This window comes from Enterobacter sp. UPMP2061, assembly GCF_053709615.1.
This window is the reverse complement of record NZ_JBSKJP010000003.1, coordinates 371,085-391,114: the sequence shown is the minus strand read 5'-3', so window position 1 is coordinate 391,114 and position 20,030 is coordinate 371,085. Positions and strand designations below refer to the sequence as shown.

The window sequence follows — 20,030 nt, the reverse complement described above, 5'->3', positions numbered from 1 at the left end:
TAGTGCATATATCTATTAGTTTCTATTTTTAAAGTAAAATAATTCAATTTTATTCGGTGTATTACTTAAGTTGACATTTCTTTGAAAATCTTTGTGTCTGATTCGGGGTGAAATTAACGCAAAAATGTACACCGGGGCATTTTAGAATTTTCTTTATATTACAGGGGGTTTATTTGTTTCATCTGAAAGGCCTTTTATAACGTTTTGTCCAGAAACCCCATCTTTTTTCTTATTTGTAACACCGCATTAACATTGCGGGTGTGGTTGCTCATATCACATTTTGTTATGCTGCGAATCAATAAATATTTAAGTAAATTCTTAAAAGAAAAAAAGAGATTGAACGGCTCTCATCTCAATTGAAATGGGCTTGGGGAACTATTACCCAAATTAATCGAGAAGAGGTGAGGGATTTCTGAAGGATTATTTGTACCTCTTCCTGGGTATTTATTTGGCTATCACCTGGAGTCGGGGGATATTATGAAGATGAAATGCAATAACAGGTTGCTCAGATTATCTGTCTCCCTGACCTTAATTTCGCTGGTGGTGACTGCGGCTAATGCAAATAACGGCCAGGCGGGGATATCTCCCGTTGCGGCAATGACGATGAAAGAAAGTATTCTTTTCGCTCTCGATCGCGACCCCTCAGTGAGCCAGCAGGCAGCGCAACTGGGGATCGGCCAGGCACAAATAGACGAAGCGCGCAGTGGCTGGATGCCACAAATAGCCCTGAACGGGAGTACGGGTCACAGCCAGACCACCGATTCAAGCGGCTCGTTGCGAAATTCCGCAGCCTGGGGCCTGAGCCTGACGCAGCTGGTGTACGATTTTGGCAAGACCAATAACAGCATCAGCCAGTCTTCAGCTCAGCGTGACAGCTATCGCTACCAGCTGATGAGCACGATGTCTGCCGTCGCGGAAAAAACGGCCCTCAGCTATGTGGAAGTAAAACGCTACAGCGATCTGTTGCAGGCGGCAAAAGAGAACGTGCAGGCGCTTAAAAACGTTGAGCAGCTGGCAAAACTCCGCGCCGATGCTGGCGTAAGCTCCACCTCTGATGAGCTTCAGACCCGCACCCGTATCGCCGGGATGCAGGCGACGGTAGAGCAGTATAATGCGTCTCTGAACAGCGCCCGCGCGCGGCTGGCGGTATTAACTGGCATACAGGCTGAACGCTATTCACCGGTTCCGGGAGGTCTGGCCGTGGAGCCGGATTCTCTCAACCGGATTGATTATTCACTGATCCCAACGGTGATGGCCGCGCAGAACATGGAGCGTTCAGCCCAGTACGGCGTAGAAACCGCCAGATCTCAGCACTGGCCGACCTTAAGCCTGAAAGGGGGCCGCACCCGCTATGAGTCTGATAATCGCGCGTACTGGGATGATCAGATCCAGCTCAATATTGACGCACCGCTTTATCAGGGCGGCGCGGTCTCGGCGCGCGTCCGTCAGGCCGAGGGCGCAAGGGCAATGGCATCGTCCCAGGTTGATCAGGCCCGTTTTGATGTCCTGCAAAAAGCCTCCGTCGCACAGGCCGACTGGACCGGGGCGCGTGGACGAATGGAAGCCGGGAAGCGTCAGCTGGAAAATGCGTTGCGCGCCCGCGATGTCTACAAAAATGAATATACCCTGAGCAAGCGCAGCATTAACGATCTGCTCAGCGTGGAGCAGGATGTCTGGTCTGCCACCTCAGCGAAAATAATGGCTGAATACGATGGCTGGAGTGCGGCGATTAATTACGCCTCTGCGGTGGATAATCTCTTGCCGCTTATCGGAATAGAGAAAAACGCTGCCGCGAAATTACCTGATTTAAGTTAAAAAAAGGCGCGCCTTTCTGCGCGAAATAAGTCAGACAATAATGGGTGATTTTTCCCAAGGATAGCTACATCCCTCTGGTGGACATATCCACAGGAATACGCGCACCTGCAAGGAGAAGAATATGAGTACCGCAAAAGTTGTTGATGTCATCATTCGCAAAACGGCAGAGAAGACGAAATTAACCGGAGAGGGGAATCTCTCGGTCTCTATTTCCTCATCGAGCGTGATTGAAATTCAGGGTTCTGCTCAGGACGTGGTGCGTTATGTCCGCCAGGGGAATGACCTCCTCATTTATATGAAAGATGGCAGCGTGATCCGCTGCAATAATTATTTTGTCGAAGACACGGAAACCCATAATCATTCCGAGCTGGTATTTAACGATAACCAGGCGTTGACCCATATTTCATTTGCCGATGCCGGGGAAGCATCAGGCGTTGCCGCCACCGAATTAACCGCCCAGGCTGCACCCATTAGCAGCATTGAACCTTTCCTGGAGCAGGGAAGCGTCTTAAGCGATGCGCCGTGGGGTTGGATTGCCGGTGCGGCGTTAGGGGGCGGTGCGATCGGCGCACTGCTGGCTCACGGCGGCGATGGCGAAACTAAAACCAGGGTTATTGATAATACAAAAGAAGTCGAAAGCGCCACGCCGACATTTTTGCTGACGGACAACGCGGGTGACAAGCAGGGCGTGCTGAGTGCAAAAGAGGTCACGGATGACAACACCCCCACCTTCAGCGGTACCGGGCAGCCGGGCGCGACCATTCAGGTTAAAGACGGCAACGGCAGCACCATCGCCAGCACCATGGTTGCGAAGGACGGCACCTGGACGGTAACACTCCCGACCCAGGCGGACGGGGAACATACCTGGTCCGTCGTACAGATCGACGGCAGTAAAACGACCTCTGCGGGCAGTATTACCGTAACCGTTTCTACAGCGGATACCAGCGTGACGCTCGCCACCACGGCGGGCGATAACGTGATCAACGCCAGCGAGCAGGCCGCTGGCTTTACACTGTCCGGCACCAGCAAAAACCTGGCCCAGGGAACGGCGCTTACCGTCACGCTCAACGGTAAAACCTATACCGCAGAAGTGGGGGCAAACGGCGCATGGAGCGTGAAGGTGCCTGCTGCCGACGCACAGGCGCTGGGCGATGGTACCTGGACGGTCAACGTCAGCGGAAAAGACGCGGCGGGCAACACCGTGTCCGGCAGCCAGACGATTGGCGTGGATACCGCCTCGCCAGTGATCTCTGTCGACACGATCGCCCAGGACAACATCATCAACGCGGCTGAACATAATCAGCCGCTGACGCTGACCGGGAAAACCGATGCGGAAGCGGGCCAGATTGTGACGGTCACGCTGAACGGCAAAAATCACACGGCGACCGTGGGCAGCGACGGCAGCTGGTCCGTTACGCTTCCGGCCAGTGAAGTACAGGCGCTGGCTAACGGCGAGCACACCCTGACGGTAAACGTCAGCGACAAAGCGGGTAACGGGTCATCCACCACCGCCGATTTCACGGTCGATACCGCAGCGCCAGTGGTCACTATCAACACCGTCGCGGGCGACGACATTCTGAACACCAGCGAGCAGGGGCAGGCGCAGATTATTTCCGGCCAGGCGAACGGCGCGGCGGAGGGCGACGTTGTCACCGTGACCGTTGGCGGACAGACCTTCACCGGTGTGGTGCTTGCCGACGGCAGCTGGAGCGTCGGCGTGCCTGCCTCCGTCATTGGCGCGCTGGGGGAAGGTAGCCACAGCATTTCGGTCTCCGTGACCGATGCGGCGGGCAACACCGGCAGCGCGACGCACGGCATTACGCTGAGCGGCAACCCGCCGGAATTTACCCTTGACCCCATCAGCCAGGATAACGTCCTGAATGCGCAGGAGGCCATGCAGCCCCTGAGCCTGAGCGGGACCAGTAATCTGCCGAACGGCAGCGCTGTCACCGTGACGCTGAACAACGTTAACTATCAGGCCACCGTTGAGAACGGTCGCTGGTCCGTTCAGGTGCCGGTTTCCGACGTGCTGGATCTGGCGAATACCCTTTACACCGTCAGCGTCAGCGGCACCGACAGCGTGGGTAACAGCGGCTCCGCCGAGGCGAATCTGCTGGTAGACACCGTGCTGCCGCAGGTGGTCGTCAACACCTTTGCCGGGGATAACCTGGTCAATAACGCCGAAGCGGCGGTTGACCAAACCCTCAGTGGACGCGTCACCGGCGCGGCGGCGGGCGATACCGTCTCTGTCACCGTGGGCGGCAAGAGCTACACCGCGACGGTTGGCAGCGACCTCAAATGGAGCGTGACAATCCCATCGGCCGACCTCCAGGCGTTTGGCGACGGCGATTTAACCTTCAGCGCCTCTGTCACCAATGCGCACGGCAATACCGGCACCGGCGAACGTGATATCAACATCAACGCCGAACTGCCGGGCCTGCGCGTGAACACGATCTCTGGCGATGACGTGATTAACGCCATCGAGCAGCAGCAGGATCTGGCCGTAACCGGCTCCAGCACTCATCTGGCCGAAGGCACACAGATCACCGTTACCATCAATAATGTCGAATACGTCACCACGGTTAACGCCAGCGGCAGCTGGCAGATTGGCGTGCCGGCGGCGGACCTTCAGGCATGGACGGCGGGAGGCATGACCGTCAGCGTCAGCGCGGAAGATGCCTGGGGCAACACCGTGGCGGCTGAACACCCGATCGAGCTTGACCTGAATGCGGTGGCCGTCACCATCGATACCGTAACCACTGACGATATGCTCAACGCGGCGGAAAAAGGCGCGGATGTCACGCTTTCTGGTCAGACGCAGGGCGTGGAGGCCGGGCAGACCGTGGTGGTGAAATTCGCGGATCAAACCTTTACTGCACAGGTGCAGCAGGACGGCTCCTGGCACCTGACCGTTCCGGCGAGCGCGATGGAAACGCTGATCGACGGGCGTGCGCAGGTGAGCGTCAGCGTGACTAACGTCAACGGCAACAGCGCGGACGCCTCACGCGTGGTGATCGTCGATACGCAGCCGCCAGCCATTACGCTTGATAACCTGACCGACGACAACATCATTAATGCGGCAGAAGCGCAGCAGGATCTGGTGCTCAGCGGCAGCACAACCGCTGAAGCGGGCCAGACGGTCACCGTGACGCTGAACGGTAAATCTTACCAGACCACGGTACAGGCGGACGGTCGCTGGCAGCTGAACGTGCCTGCCGCCGACGTAGGCGCGCTGACCGATGGCAATGTCACCGTGACGGCCACCGTCAGTGACGTGGCGGGCAACAGCAGCAGCGCGGACCGCGTTGGGCTGGTGGATGCCACCGTGCCGCAGGTGACCATCAACGATTTCGTCACCGACACCAACACCGTTAACCAGCTGGCCCATGCTCAGGCGCAGATCCTGAGCGGCTCCGTCACCGGCGCGGCGGCGGGCGATTTGGTCACCATCACCATCAATAACGTGGACTACACCACCGTGGTGGATGCGGCAGGCAACTGGAGCCTCGGCCTGCCTGCGTCCGTCGTTCAGGGGCTGACGGACGGCACCTGGACCATTAACGTCTCCGTGACCGACCAATCCGGCAACACCGGCAGCAGTTCAGTGGATGTGGTGGTCAATACTGTGACGCCCGTTATCGGTATTAACACGCTGGCCGCGGATGACGTGATCAATGCGGCAGAGAAGGGCGAAGATCTGCTGCTTTCCGGTACCAGCAACCAGCCGGAAGGAACCACCATCACCGTTAATCTGAACGGTATCAACTACACCGCCACCACCGACGCCAGCGGCAACTGGAGCGTTACCGTCCCCGCCTCTGCGGTGAGCGCGCTGGGTGAAGCCAATTACACCGTGACGGCGAGCGTCACCGATAATGTGGGCAACAGCGCCGCTGCCACGCACGATGTACTGGTGGACAGCTCGCTGCCGGTTGTTACCCTCAACAACTTCGCGGGCGACAATATCGTCAACGCGGCGGAAGTGGCCGCAGGGCAAACCCTGACCGGAAAGGTTTCTAACGCGGCATCGGGCGATACCGTCACGATTGTCCTCGGCGGGCAGACATACACGGCCACCGTACAGGACGATCTCACCTGGAGCCTGCCGTTAACCCAGAGTCAGTTAACCGCGCTCGGCAACGGCGACCTGACCGTATCGGCCAGCGTGACGAACGCGCACGGCAATACCGGATCGTCTTCCCTGGATGTCACCATTGACGCCCAGCTGCCCGGCCTGCGCATTGATACCGTCGCCGGTGACGACGTCATTAACGTTATTGAACACGCGCAGAACCTGGTTATCTCCGGCACCAGCACCGACCTGGCGGCGGGTAGCACCGTCACCGTGACCATCAACGGCAAGAGTTATTCCGCCTCGGTACTGGCGGATGGCACCTGGCAGGCTGCGGTTCCGGCCGCCGACGTCTCCCGGTGGGCAGACGGGTCGCTCACCATCAGCGCCAGCGCGCAGGATACCTCCGGCAACCCGGTGAATATCGGTACCGTTGTGGATGTCGATCTCGCCCCGGTGGCGATAAGCATCAACAGCGTGACGGACGACAACGTGCTTAACGCGGCAGAAAAAGGCCAGGATCTGGTGCTGTCCGGCTCCTCCTCGAACGTTGAAGCGGGCCAGACCGTTACCATTATCTTTGCGGGTAAAACCTGGACCACGACGGTCGATGCCAACGGCGACTGGACCTGCACCGTACCGGCTGCCGATCTGAGCGGCCTGAAGGACGGCGACGCCAGCGTACAGGTCAGCGTCACCAACGTGAACGGCAACGCGGCCTCTTCCTCGCAGGCATTCAGCGTCGATACCGCCGCGCCAGCGGTCACCATCAACACCATCAGCGGCGACAACATGCTGAATGCGGCAGAGGCGGCGCAGGATCTGACCCTGAGCGGGACGTCTACTGCCGAAGCAGGCCAGACGGTCACCGTGACCTTCAACGGCAATCAGTACACCGCCCAGGTGCAGGCGAACGGCAGCTGGACGCTGGACGTTCCGGCGGCGGATCTGGCGGGGATCGCCGACGGCAGCGCGGCGGTCACGGTGACCGTGTCCGATAAAGCGGGCAACCCGGCCAGCGCGGGGGCGTCCGTGCTGGTCGACACTACCGTGCCGCAGATTACCTTCAACATTGTGGCGGGCGACGACATTGTTAATATTGCCGAGCACGGCCAGGCGCTGATTGTCACCGGCAAGGTGACGGGCGCGCAGGCGGGCGATGTGATTACCCTGACCCTGAACGGCAAAGACTACACCGCGATGCTGGACGGTGCCGGTAACTGGAGCGTGGGCGTTCCGGCGGCGGACGTGGGCGCGCTGGCTAACGGCGATCAGACGATCTCCGCCACACTCACCGATAAAGCGGGCAACAGCACCAGCGCGACGCACGCGTTTGACGTCTCCCTGACCACGCCGGTGATTGCCATCAATACCCTGGCGGTTGACGACGTGATCAACGCGACCGAAAAAGGCCAGGACCTGTTGATCTCCGGCACCAGCAACCAGCCGGACGGGACCCGCATCACCGTAACCCTGAACGGTATCAGTTACGCCGCCACCACCGATGCCAGCGGTAACTGGAGCGTCACCGTTCCGGCGGCAAACGTCTCGGTACTGGGCGAAGCGAGCTACAGCGTGACGGCCAGCGTGACCGATACCGCGGGTAATAGCGCGAATACCAGCCATAGCGTGCTGGTCGACAGCGCGCTGCCGCAGGTCACCATTAATGCGGTTGCCACCGACGACGTGATTAACGCGGCGGAAGTGGCTTCCGGACAAACCCTGAGCGGGAAAGTGAGCGGCGCGGCGAGCGGTGACACTGTCACGATCGGTATCGGGGGCAACACCTATACCGCGACGGTTCAGGACGACCTGAGCTGGTCGGTTAACGTGGCGTCTGACGTCTTAACCGCTATCGGTAACGGCGATCTCACCGTAACAGCGAGCGTGACCAACGGCCACGGCAACACCGGCACCGGCGAACGCGACATCACGATTGATGCCAGCCTGCCGGGCCTGCGCGTGGATACCGTAGCAGGCGACGATGTGATCAACAGCATCGAACATGGTCAAAACCTGATTATCACCGGCTCCAGCGACGGGCTGGCGAGCGGATCGGCGCTGACGGTCACCGTCAACGGCAAAACCTACGCGGCAACCGTGCTGGCGGACGGCACCTGGACGGCGGCTATACCGGCGGCGGACGTCGGCGCGCTGAGCGCAGGCACAATCACTGTGACCGTTGACGGCCAGAGCGCGGCGGGTAACCCGGTTTCCATCAGCCACGACGTGAAAGTGGATCTGGCGGCAGTCGCCATCAGCATTAATCCGATTGCCTCGGACGACGTAATCAACGCGGCTGAGAAAGGCGCGGACCTGGTGCTGTCTGGCTCGACCACCAACGTGGAAGAAAACCAGACCGTTACCATCACCTTCGGCGGCAAGTTGTACACTGCGACGGTGGATGCCAGTGGCAACTGGACGGCGACCGTACCGTCTGCCGATTTGGGCGGACTGAAAGACGGCGACGCCAGCGTGCAGGTCAGCGTCACCAACGTGAACGGCAACAGCGCCTCGGCGGGCCGCGAATACAGCGTGGACGCCACCGCGCCGACGGTGTCCATCGAGATCGTCAGCGACAACAACATCATCAACGCGGCCGAAGCGCAGCAGGATCTGGTCGTTAACGGTGTCTCCAACGCCGAAGCGGGCCAGACCGTGACCGTGACGCTGAACGGCGTGGACTACACCACCACCGTACAGGCGAACGGCAGCTGGAGCGTCACCGTACCGTCTGCGGATATCGGCGCGATTACCGACGGCGATTACACCATCACGGCAGCCGTCGCGGATAAGGCGGGTAACCCGGCCTCGGCGGACCGCGATGTGCTGGTGGATACCACGGTGCCACAGCTGACCATTAACACCGTTTCCGACGACGACGTGATCAACAGCGCCGAGCATGCGCAGGCGCTGATTGTCACCGGTTCCGTGACCGGTGCGGCGGCGGGCGACGTGGTGACCGTCACCATCAATAACAAAGATTACACCGCGACCCTGGACACTTCCGGCAGGTGGAGCGTGGGCGTGCCTGCGGCGGACGTGAGTGCCCTGGCCGCCGGGGATTACACCATCACCGCGGCGCTGACCGATAAAGCCGGAAACAGCAACAGCACAACGCACGAGGTTGAAGTCAACCTCACCGCGCCGGTGCTGACCATTGACACCGTGTCCGGTGACGATGTGATCAACAGCAGCGAGAAAACGCAGGATCTGACCATCACAGGTACGGCTTCCGGGCTGGCAGCGGGCGCGGTGGTCACCGTGATGCTCAACGGCAAAGCGTACAGCGCCACGGTGGACACCAATGGCCAATGGACCACAACCGTTCCGGCGAGCGAGGTGGGGCAACTGGGTGAAGCGCTTTACACCGTGTCGGCCTCCGCGACGGACAGCGTCGGCAACAGCTCCAGCACCTCGCACACCGTGAACGTGGAATCCGTGCTGCCTGGCGTCATCATCAACACCGTGGCGGGCGACGACGTGATCAACGCAGCGGAGCTGGCAACCGGCCAGACCATTAGCGGCACAGTGGTGAATGCCGAAGCGGGCAACACCGTGACTGTGTCTGTTGGCGGCCACAGCTACACCGCAACGGTACAGGACAATCTCACCTGGTCCGTCAGCGTACCGGAGTCTGTGCTCACCGCGCTGGGCAATGGCGATCTGACCGTGACCGCCAGCGTCACGAACGGCGTGGGCAACAGCGGCAGCGGCGAGCGCGATATCACTATCGACGCGAATCTGCCGGGCCTGCGCGTGGACACCGTAGCGGGCGATGACGTGATTAACAGCATCGAACACGGGCAGAATCTGATTATCACGGGTTCAAGCGACGGCCTGAAGGCGGGTACGGCGCTGACCGTCACCGTAAACGGTAAAACCTATCCGGCTACCGTGCTGGCAGACGGCACCTGGAGCGCGGCGATCCCTTCTGCGGACGTGAGTGCCCTTGCCGCAGGCACGGTCACCGTGAACGTTGAAGGCCAGAGCAGCGCGGGCAATCCGGTGACTATCAACCATGATGTGACGGTGGATCTGGCAAACGTCGCCATCAGCATTGACGCCATCGCTTCCGATGACGTGATCAACGCCGCCGAGAGGGGTGCGGATCTGGTGCTCTCCGGCACCACCTCGAACGTCGAAGAAAACCAGATCGTCACCATCACCTTCGGCGGCAAGAACTACACCGCCACGGTGGACGCTGAGGGTAAATGGACCGCCACGGTGCCGTCTGCGGATCTGACCGGTCTGAAAGACGGCGACGCCAGCGTGCAGGTCAGCGTCACCAACGTGAACGGCAACAGCGCGTCTGCGGGACGTGAGTACAGCGTGGATGCTACCGCGCCGTCCGTGACCATCAACACGATTGCCACCGACGATATCCTGAACGCCACGGAAGCGCAGTCCAACCTGGCAATCTCCGGCACCAGTACAGCCGAAGCAGGCCAGACGCTGACCGTATCGCTGAACGGCAAAGATTACACCACAACCGTCAGCGCGAACGGCAGCTGGACGCTGAACGTGCCGGCAGCTGACCTTGCAGGATTAACCGACGGCAGCGTCACCGTGACCGCGGCCGTCAGCGACAAGGCGGGTAACCCGGCGTCGGTGGACCACACCCTGACGGTGGACGTCACCGTTCCGGCAGTGACCATCCACACCGTGGCAGGCGACGACGTGATTAACGTGGCTGAACACAATCAGGCGCAGATTATCAGCGGCTCCGCCACCGGCGCGGCGGCGGGCGATAAGGTCACCGTCACGATCGGCGGCCAGACTTATACCACCGTGCTGGATGCGGCGGGTAACTGGAGCGTGGGCGTCCCGGCCAGCGTCATTTCCGGCCTCAGCGACGGCAGCGTGACCGTCACTGCGTCAGTCACCGACGCGGCGGGCAATACCGGCAGCGGCACGCATAATGTGACCGTCGATACCGGCCTGCCATCGGTCAGCTTCAACGCCATCAGCGATGACAACGTCCTGAACGCCGTTGAAAAAGGCCAGGATCTGAGCGTCAGCGGCACCAGCGCCAACCTGGCGGAAGGCACCGTGGTCACCGTGACCCTGAACGGTAAAAACTACACGGCGACAACTGCGGCAGACGGCACCTGGAGCCTGACGGTTCCGGCTGCGGATCTGGCCGGTCTCGGTCAGGCCAGTTATACCCTGAACGCAACGGCCACCAACGGCGTTGGCAACAGCGTGAGCAGTTCTGCGAACCTGCTTGTCGACACCGCGCTGCCAACCGTCACCATCAACACCGTGGCGGGCGACAACGTCATCAACGCGGCGGAAGTGGCGGCAGGCCAGACACTGAGCGGCACCGTGGCGAATGCCGAAGCGGGCAACACCGTGACCGTGACTATCGGCGGCCACAGCTACACCGCAACGGTGCAGAATAATCTGTCCTGGTCCGTCAACGTGCCGTCTGACGTGCTGACCGCACTCGGCAACGGCAGCCTGAGCGTGACGGCGACCGTCACCAACGGCCACGGCAACACCGGCACCGGCGAACGCGAGATCGCTATCGACGCTAACCTGCCGGGCCTGCGCGTGAATACCGTGGCGGGTGACGACGTGGTCAACACCATTGAGCACGCGCAGAACCTGATTGTTTCAGGCTCCAGCGACGGGCTGGCGCCGGGCACGGCGCTGACGGTTACCGTCAACGGTAAAGATTACGCGGCAACGGTACTGGCAGACGGCACCTGGAGCGCGGCGATCCCGTCCACCGACGTGAGCGCGTGGCCGGAAGGCACCGTGAAAATCAGCGTTACCGGTGACAGCGCGGCGGGTAATCCGATCACCATCAGCCACGACGTGACCGTGGATCTGGCTACCGTTGCCATCAGCATCAATGCGCTTGCCACCGACGACGTGATTAACGCGGCGGAGAAGGGCGCGGATCTGGTACTGTCCGGTGTGACCACCAACGTGGAAGCCGGGCAGACCGTGACCATCAGTCTGAACGGCAGGATCTACACCACCACCGTGGACGACAGCGGCAACTGGACTTATACCGTGCCGTCAGCGGATCTGGCTAGCCTGAAGGATGGCGACGCCAGCGTGCAGGTGAGCGTCACCAACGTGAACGGCAACAGCGCCTCGGCGGGCCGTGAGTACAGCGTGGATGCTACCGCGCCGTCCGTGACCATCAACACGATTGCCACCGACGATATCCTGAACGCCACGGAAGCTCAGTCAGACCTGGCAATCTCCGGCACCAGTACCGCCGAAGCAGGCCAGACGCTGACCGTATCGCTGAACGGCAAAGATTACACCACAACCGTCAGCGCGAACGGCAGCTGGACGCTGAACGTTCCGGCGGCGGATCTGGCAGGATTAACCGACGGCAGCGTGACGGTCACCGCCTCAGTCAGCGACAAGGCGGGTAACCCGGCGTCGGTTGACCACACCCTGACGGTGGACGTCACCGTACCTGCGGTGACCATCCACACCGTTGCAGGTGACGATGTGATTAACGTGGCTGAACACAATCAGGCGCAGATTATCAGCGGCTCCGCGACCGGCGCGGCGGCGGGCGACACCGTCACCGTCACCATCGGCGGCCAGTCGTACACCACCGTGCTGGATGCGGCGGGTAACTGGAGCGTGGGCGTTCCGGCGAATGTGATTTCAGGCCTCAGCGACGGCAGCGTGACCGTCACTGCGTCAGTCACCGACGCGGCGGGCAATACCGGCAGCGGCACGCATAATGTGACCGTCGATACCGGTCTGCCGTCGGTCAGCTTCAACGCCATCAGCGATGACAACGTCCTGAACGCGGTAGAAAAAGGGCAGGATCTGAGCGTCAACGGCACCAGCGCCAACCTGGCGGAAGGCACTGTAGTCACCGTGACCCTGAACGGTAAAAACTACACGGCGACGACTGCGGCAGACGGCACCTGGAGCCTGACGGTTCCGGCTGCGGATCTGTCAGGCCTCGGTGAAGCCAGCTACACCCTGAGCGCGACGACCACCAACGGCGTGGGCAACAGCATCAGCACTACGGCGAACCTGCTTGTCGATACCGCGCTGCCAACCGTCACCATCAACACCGTGGCGGGGGACAACGTCATCAACGCGGCGGAAGTGGCCGCAGGCCAGACCATTACCGGTAAGGTGGCGAACGCGGACATCGGTAACCCCGTGACGGTGAACATCGGCGGCAACACCTATACCGCGACGGTGCAGAGCGATCTGACCTGGTCCGTTAACGTGCCGGAATCCGTCCTGACCGCGCTGGGCAATGGCGATTTAACGGTGTCAGCAACCGTCACTAATGACCATGGCAATACGGGAACGGGCGAGCGCGATATCACTATCGACGCCAGCCTGCCGGGCCTGCGCGTGGATACCGTCGCGGGCGACGATGTGATTAACAGCATCGAGCATGGACAGAACCTGATTGTCACCGGCTCCAGCGACGGACTGGCGGCAGGCACTACGCTCACCGTGACCGTCAATGGCAAAACCTATGCGGCCTCCGTGCTGGCAGACGGTACCTGGAGCGCGGCGATCCCGGCAGCAGACGTCGGGGCCCTGGCTGCGGGCACGGTTACCGTGACCGTTGCAGGCCAGAGCGCGGCGGGCAATCCGGTCTCTATCAGCCACGACGTCACCGTCGATCTGGCAGCCGTGGCGATCAGCATTGATGCCATCGCCACCGACGACGTGATTAACGCGGCGGAGAAAGGTGCGGATCTGGTGCTTTCCGGCAGCACCTCCAATGTGGAAGAGAACCAGACCGTGACCATCACCTTTGGCGGCAAGTCTTACACCGCCAAAGTCGATGCCGACGGCAACTGGACGGCCACCGTGCCTTCCTCGGATCTTGCGGGTCTGAAAGACGGCGACGCCAGCGTGCAGGTGAGCGTGACCAATGTGAACGGCAACAGCGCGTCTGCGGGCCGGGAGTACAGCGTCGATGCCACGGCGCCAACCGTGACCATTGACACTGTAGCCGGCGACAACGTGATCAACGGCAGCGAAGCGGCTGCGGGCGTGGCCATTTCCGGCACCACCACGGCTGAAGTCGGTCAGACGGTAACCGTTAACCTCGGTGGAAACAGCTATACCGCACAGGTTCAGCAGGGCGGCGTCTGGAGCATTAACGTGCCGGCCGCCGATCTGTCCACTCTGGCGGATAACGGCTACACCGTGCAGGTGAGCGTGAGTGACGCCGCGGGTAACCCGGGCAGCGCGGGCAAAGCGATTACGCTCGATACCACGCCGCCGACCGTCAGCTTTAACGTCGTGGCGGGCGATGACGTCATCAACAGCGTTGAGCACGGGCAGGCGCAGGTCGTCAGCGGCACCGCAACCGGTGCCAGCGTCGGCGATAAGCTGGTCATCACGATAGGTTCGAACCAGTACACCACCACCGTTGACGCCAGTGGCAAATGGAGCGTGGGCGTTCCTGCCAGCGACATTTCTGCCCTGACCGACGGCACCGTGACCCTCAGCGCGACAATCACCGACAGCGCGGGCAACAGCAGCACCCAGACCCATGACGTGGTGGTAAATACCGCATCGGTCGCGCTGACCGTCAACACCCTCAGCGGCGATGACGTGATCAATGCGGCAGAAGCGGGGGCGTCGCTGGTCATCAACGGCTCCAGCGCGCAGTTCGCCAGCGGTACGCAGGTCAATATCACCCTGAATGGTAAGAGCTATACGGCCACTATCCAGAGCGATGGCTCCTGGACAACCACCGTACCGGCCGCCGACGTGGGCACCCTGGCCGACGGCGCGAGCTACCAGGTTTCTGTTTCGGCGCAGGACAGCGCCGGGAACAGCGCCTCGGCGACGCACACCATCAGCGTGGACACCACCGCGCCGGTGATTAGCGTGAACACGTTGTCGGGCGACGATGTGCTGAATGCGGCGGAAGCCCAACAGCCGCTCACCGTACACGGCTCTTCCAGCGCGGAAGCAGGCCAGACGGTGACCGTCACGCTGGGCGGGAAAACCTACACTGCGCTTGTGGCAAACGACGGCACCTGGACGCTCGACGTCCCGGCCGCCGATCTTGCCAACCTGAGCGAAGGCGCGCTGACGGTCACCGCGTCGGTGAACGACAAGGCGGGTAATAACGGCCAGACGACGCATACCTTAACGGTCGATACCGTCGCGCCAGCCGTGACCATCAGCACCGTGGCCGATGACGATATCGTCAACGACGCCGAGCAGCTGGCGGGACAGACCATCAGCGGGACCACCACCGCGGAGCAGGGCCAGACGGTGACCGTCTCCTTCAACGGCCACAGCTATCAGGCGACCGTGGCGGCGAATGGCTCCTGGTCCGTCTTCGTGCCGGGACGCGACTTCCTCGGACTGAGCGACGGGGAATACACCATTACGGCTACGGTGAGCGATAAGGCAGGTAACCCGGGCAGCGCAACGCACGACGTGACGCTGAACGGTGACGTGCCGACCATCGCCATTAACACCTTTGCGCAGGATGATATCGTCAACGCCGCCGAGCACGGCACGCCGCTGGTTATCAGCGGCACCACCGATGCGCCAACGGGCCAGACGGTGACCATTACGCTTAACGGTAAAACCTACACGGCTACCGTTCAAAATGACGGCACCTGGAGCTATACGGTCGGCAGCGCAGACGTGACCGCGCTGGCGGACGGCGGTTCGTACGTGATTAACGCGCAGGTGAGCAACGCCATCGGCAACAGCGCCAGCGATAACCATACCGTTACCGTGGATCTCACCGCACCGTCGATGGGGATCAGCATTGATTCCCTGCAAAACGATACCGGCCTCAGCGCGAATGACTTCATCACCAACGACAGCCAGGTGGTGGTGAATGGTTCCCTGACCGCGCAGCTCGGCAATAACGAGAAGGCGCAGATCAGCCTTGACGGCGGTACCACCTGGATTGACCTGACCGTCACCGGCACCACCTGGCGCTACACCGATGGCCGTACCCTGACCGACGGTACGTACCAGTACCAGGTGCGCGTGATCGACAATGCAGGCAACGTTGGGGCAACGGACAGCCAGGACGTGGTAATCGATCTGACGAAGCCTGCGGCGGCGACTATTACCGTGGATTCCGTCTCGCAGGATACCGGCCTGTCCGACAGCGACTTTATTACCAGCGACAACCAGATCAGCCTGAAAGGGACGCTCGGCGCGGCCCAGGGCAGCGGCGACCACGCTCAGATCAGCCTCGACGGTGGCGCAACCTGGACTGACGTGAGCGTCAGCGGCCTGAGCTGGACCTACGTTGACGGCCGCACGCTGGCCGACGGAGACTACAACTATCAGCTGCGGGTGATTGACGACGCGGGGAATATCAGCGCCACTACCAGCCAGGTGGTGACCATTGATACCGTCGCGCCGGACGCCAGCAAAACGATCGCTATCGACAGCATCAGCGACGATACCGGCCTGAGCAGCAGCGACTTTATCACCAATGACACCTCCCTGACGCTGCACGGCTCGCTCGGCGCAACGCTGGCCGACGGCGAATATGCCCAGATCAGCATCGACGGCGGGGTCACCTGGCAGAACGTGATCGTCACTGGCAACAGCTGGTACTACGTGGACGGCCGCACGCTGGGTAACCAGACCTATGACTACTACGTTCGCGTAGTGGATGCGGCGGGCAACGTGGGTGCCAGCGCTCATCAGCAGGTGACGGTCGATACGGTCGCGCCGGATGCGGCGATTACGGTGACCGTGGATAACATCACCGTCGATACCGGCTTCGACAATAACGACTTCCTGACCAGTTCGACCTCGTACACGCTCAACGGGACGCTCGGGGCCGAACTCGGGGCGGGTGAGTATGTGCAGGTGAGCATGGATGGCGGCACCACCTGGGTTTACGCCACGGTAAGCGGCACCCGGTGGAGTTATAACGACACCCGCACCCTGGCCGACGGCGACTACCGCTATCAGGTGCGGGTTGTCGATCAGGCGGGCAACGTCGGGGCCACCACCACGCAGGACGTGACGGTGGATACCCAGGCGCCGCAGTACGGCATCACCATTGACAGCATCAGCGAAGATACCGGGCAGTCCGGGAGTGATTTCATCACCATGGACACCTCGCTGACGATCAACGGCTCGTTGGGCAGCGCGCTGGCCAGCGACGAGCGCGTACAGATCAGCCTCGACGGCGGTAATACCTGGATTGACACTACCGTCACTAACCAGCGCTGGAGCTATACGGATACCCGCGATCTGGCGGACGGGGATTACACCTACCAGGTGCGAATCATCGACCAGGCGGGCAACGTCGGCTCAACCTCTTCGCAGGTGGTAACGGTTGATACCACGCCGCCTGACACGGTGGGAACGGTGGTCAGCTATACCGACGGGGAAGGTGAACGTACAGGCACGTACGGCGCATCAGTCGCGACGGACGATACCTCGCCGCTGATCAACGGTACGCTTAACCGCGCTCCGGAAGATGGCGAAATCGTGCAGCTTTACCGGGACGGGATCTTACTGGGTCAGGTCACGATGAACGGCAGCGCAAGCTGGTCCTATCAGGACAACGGCCTGCTCGACGGGAATCACACCTACATTCTGCGCGTCACCGACAAAGCCGGTAACTACACGGAATCGGATGGCTTTGTGCTGAACGTCGATACCAGCATCCCGACCACCACGGCGGCGATTACTGCCCAGACCACCTCGGATACCACGCCGATTGTCAGCGGTACGGTCTCCGCAGACCTGGTGAACGGTGAATATCTGGTGGTGACGGTGAACGGGAAAACCTACACCTCCCAGACCGGCGGTGCGGTGGTCGTCGACCCGGATCACAATACCTGGTATCTACAGATCCCGGACAGCGATGCCCTGAGTGTGGCGAGTTACGACGTAACCGCGCAGGTGAAGAGTAGCGCGGGCAACGGTAACACCACCGGTACGGCAACCGGTAGCCTGGTGATCGATACCACCTCGGTGAATACCGACTGGGCGACCACTGCGGGGAACAGCAACAACTCAACCATGACTCTCGGCATGAACAGCAGCGGGCTGTGGAATATCATTGCTAATGGACAGTCTTATTCCAGCAGCGATGATTCAACCTATGCCGGGAATACGTTAACTAACACCCGTAGCTACTATGTGGTGAGCCAGACGGCAGCTGACTTTGACCGTAACGGCACGCAGGATATTTTCGCAACTGAGAATACTTACGCGGGCTCTACGCAGGTGATGTGGACCTACGATGGCAGCAGCTACACCGCCAGCCAGCTGGCGATGGGAACCACCATCTGGTACGGCGGCGTAATTGCCTACGACAAAACCGGCGATGGCTATCTTGATCTGGCGTACGGCGATGCCGGTATGGACTCCCTGACCTACCTGGTGAATACCAACGGCGTTCTGTCGCCGGACGGCACCGGCGGGGAAGGTGGATTCTACGGCCAGTTCGATTCCGGGCGTGAAATCTCCGGCGTCGACCTGAACAACGACGGTACCGTGGACATCGTGCAGCACACCAACCGCAGCGGGGCGTACTCGCTCACCGTGATTAACAACAACGGGAACGGTACGCTTTCCATTGGCCAGAATCTGACCAACGTGTTTGTGGCCAACGCCTCGAATACCACCACGGCGGCCTCCATGACGTGGGCGGACTTTAACGGCGATGGCTACATGGATCTGTACCTCGGCAGCAGCTACAACAACAACGGCGGGGTGATTTACTACAACGACGGTACCGGGCAGCTTTCCACGACCAAAAGCGCGGTGGAAGCCTCTAACGCCACGGCGGGCTATCTGTCGGTGGCGGTAGACTGGAACGGTGACGGGCAGATGGACATCATCAAGCTCAGCACCTACGGCAGCTCACAGACGGCGACCCTGTTCACCAACAACGGCTACGGCTCAACCTGGACTTCAAGCCAGCTGGCTTCTGGGCTGGCCAACGTCACCGGTGTCGCCGCGGTGGACTACAACTGGGACGGTGCGCAGGATCTGCTGGTGTCTCAGCAGAACGGTAAGGTGGTGCTGGTGCAGAACAATGCGGAGATCGCTGACGGTACCGCGATGCATCTGCACATTGTCGATAGCGAAGGCATCAACGCGTACTACGGCAACACGGTCAATCTGTATAACGCTGCGGGCGTGCTTGTGGCCTCGCAGATCATCAACGCTCAGTCCGGCATTGGTTCGAACGATACCTCTGCGCTGGTGAGTTTCTACGGGCTGGATCCGAACGAAACCTACTCGGCGGAGATCGTGAAGATCACCAACGGCGTCTCGGATAACGTCACCTGGACCGGCCTGGACGCGGGCAACGGCAAAGAGGGTTATGTTCTCACCGCCGAAGCGGCCACCGGCGGCCACAGCGGAACCATTACCGGTACCGGCTATAACGACACCTTTATCGCAGAGGATGGGACCTATACCTATAACGGCTCCGGCGGCTGGAATACCCATTCCGACTACGACACCTGGAGCAATACCGGCGGCATGGACGTGGTGGATTACCGTAATGCCACCTCTGGGATAACCGTTGATTTGCGCCTCTCAACGGCGCAGGACACCGGATTCGGTACCACGCGGTTGTTGAATATTGAAGGGATTAACGGCTCCGACTATGACGACGTGATCACCGGCAACAGCGGTGATAACCAGTTCGAAGGCCGGGGCGGGAACGACACCTTCAACATCGGCAGCGGCGGTCACGATACGTTGCTCTATAAGCTGATCAACGCGTCTGACGCGACGGGCGGCAACGGTAGCGATGTGGTGAACGGCTTTACCGTCGGCACCTGGGAAGGGACGGCGGATACGGACCGTATCGATCTGCGCGACCTGCTTTCCGACAGCGGCTATACCGGCACCGGCTCGGCGAGCTACGTGAACGGCGTGGCGACGCTGGACAGCAGCGCGGGCAACATCGCCGACTACATCCGCGTTGTGCAAAACGGCAGCAACACCGAGATCCAGGTTGACCTGGACGGGACGGGCGGTCAGTTCACGCCCACCACGCTGGTAACGCTGAACGGCGTGCAGACGGATCTGGCGACGCTGTTGGCCAATCATCAACTGTTAATTGCGTAAAACAACGCCGCGGGGAGCGATCCTCGCGGCCTTTTGCGTTTCTTTACAACACCAGGCATAACCCTATATTTCACAAGATTATTTTGCG

The 20,030-nt window shown here is 60.8% G+C and carries 2 protein-coding genes; both read left to right on the top strand.

The window, feature by feature from the left end; translation table 11 throughout:
• Positions 1–477 precede the first annotated feature (477 nt).
• The gene (locus ACWKXX_RS10540; RefSeq protein WP_023303703.1) at positions 478–1,815 is read left to right on the top strand and encodes a TolC family outer membrane protein; all 1,338 of its coding nucleotides are present in this window, start codon (positions 478–480) and stop codon (positions 1,813–1,815) included.
• Positions 1,816–1,936: 121 nt separating this feature from the next.
• Entirely contained in the window at positions 1,937–19,942 is an 18,006-nt protein-coding gene (locus tag ACWKXX_RS10535) for an Ig-like domain-containing protein (RefSeq protein WP_454540820.1), read from the top strand.
• The last annotated feature ends 88 nt before the right edge of the window (positions 19,943–20,030 follow it).

Excerpts from the sequence above, each read along its gene's own strand:
- ACWKXX_RS10540 (WP_023303703.1), top strand. The coding sequence starts at position 478 with ATGAAGATGAAATGCAATAACAGGTTGCTCAGATTATCTGTCTCCCTG.
- ACWKXX_RS10535 (WP_454540820.1), top strand. The coding sequence starts at position 1,937 with ATGAGTACCGCAAAAGTTGTTGATGTCATCATTCGCAAAACGGCAGAG.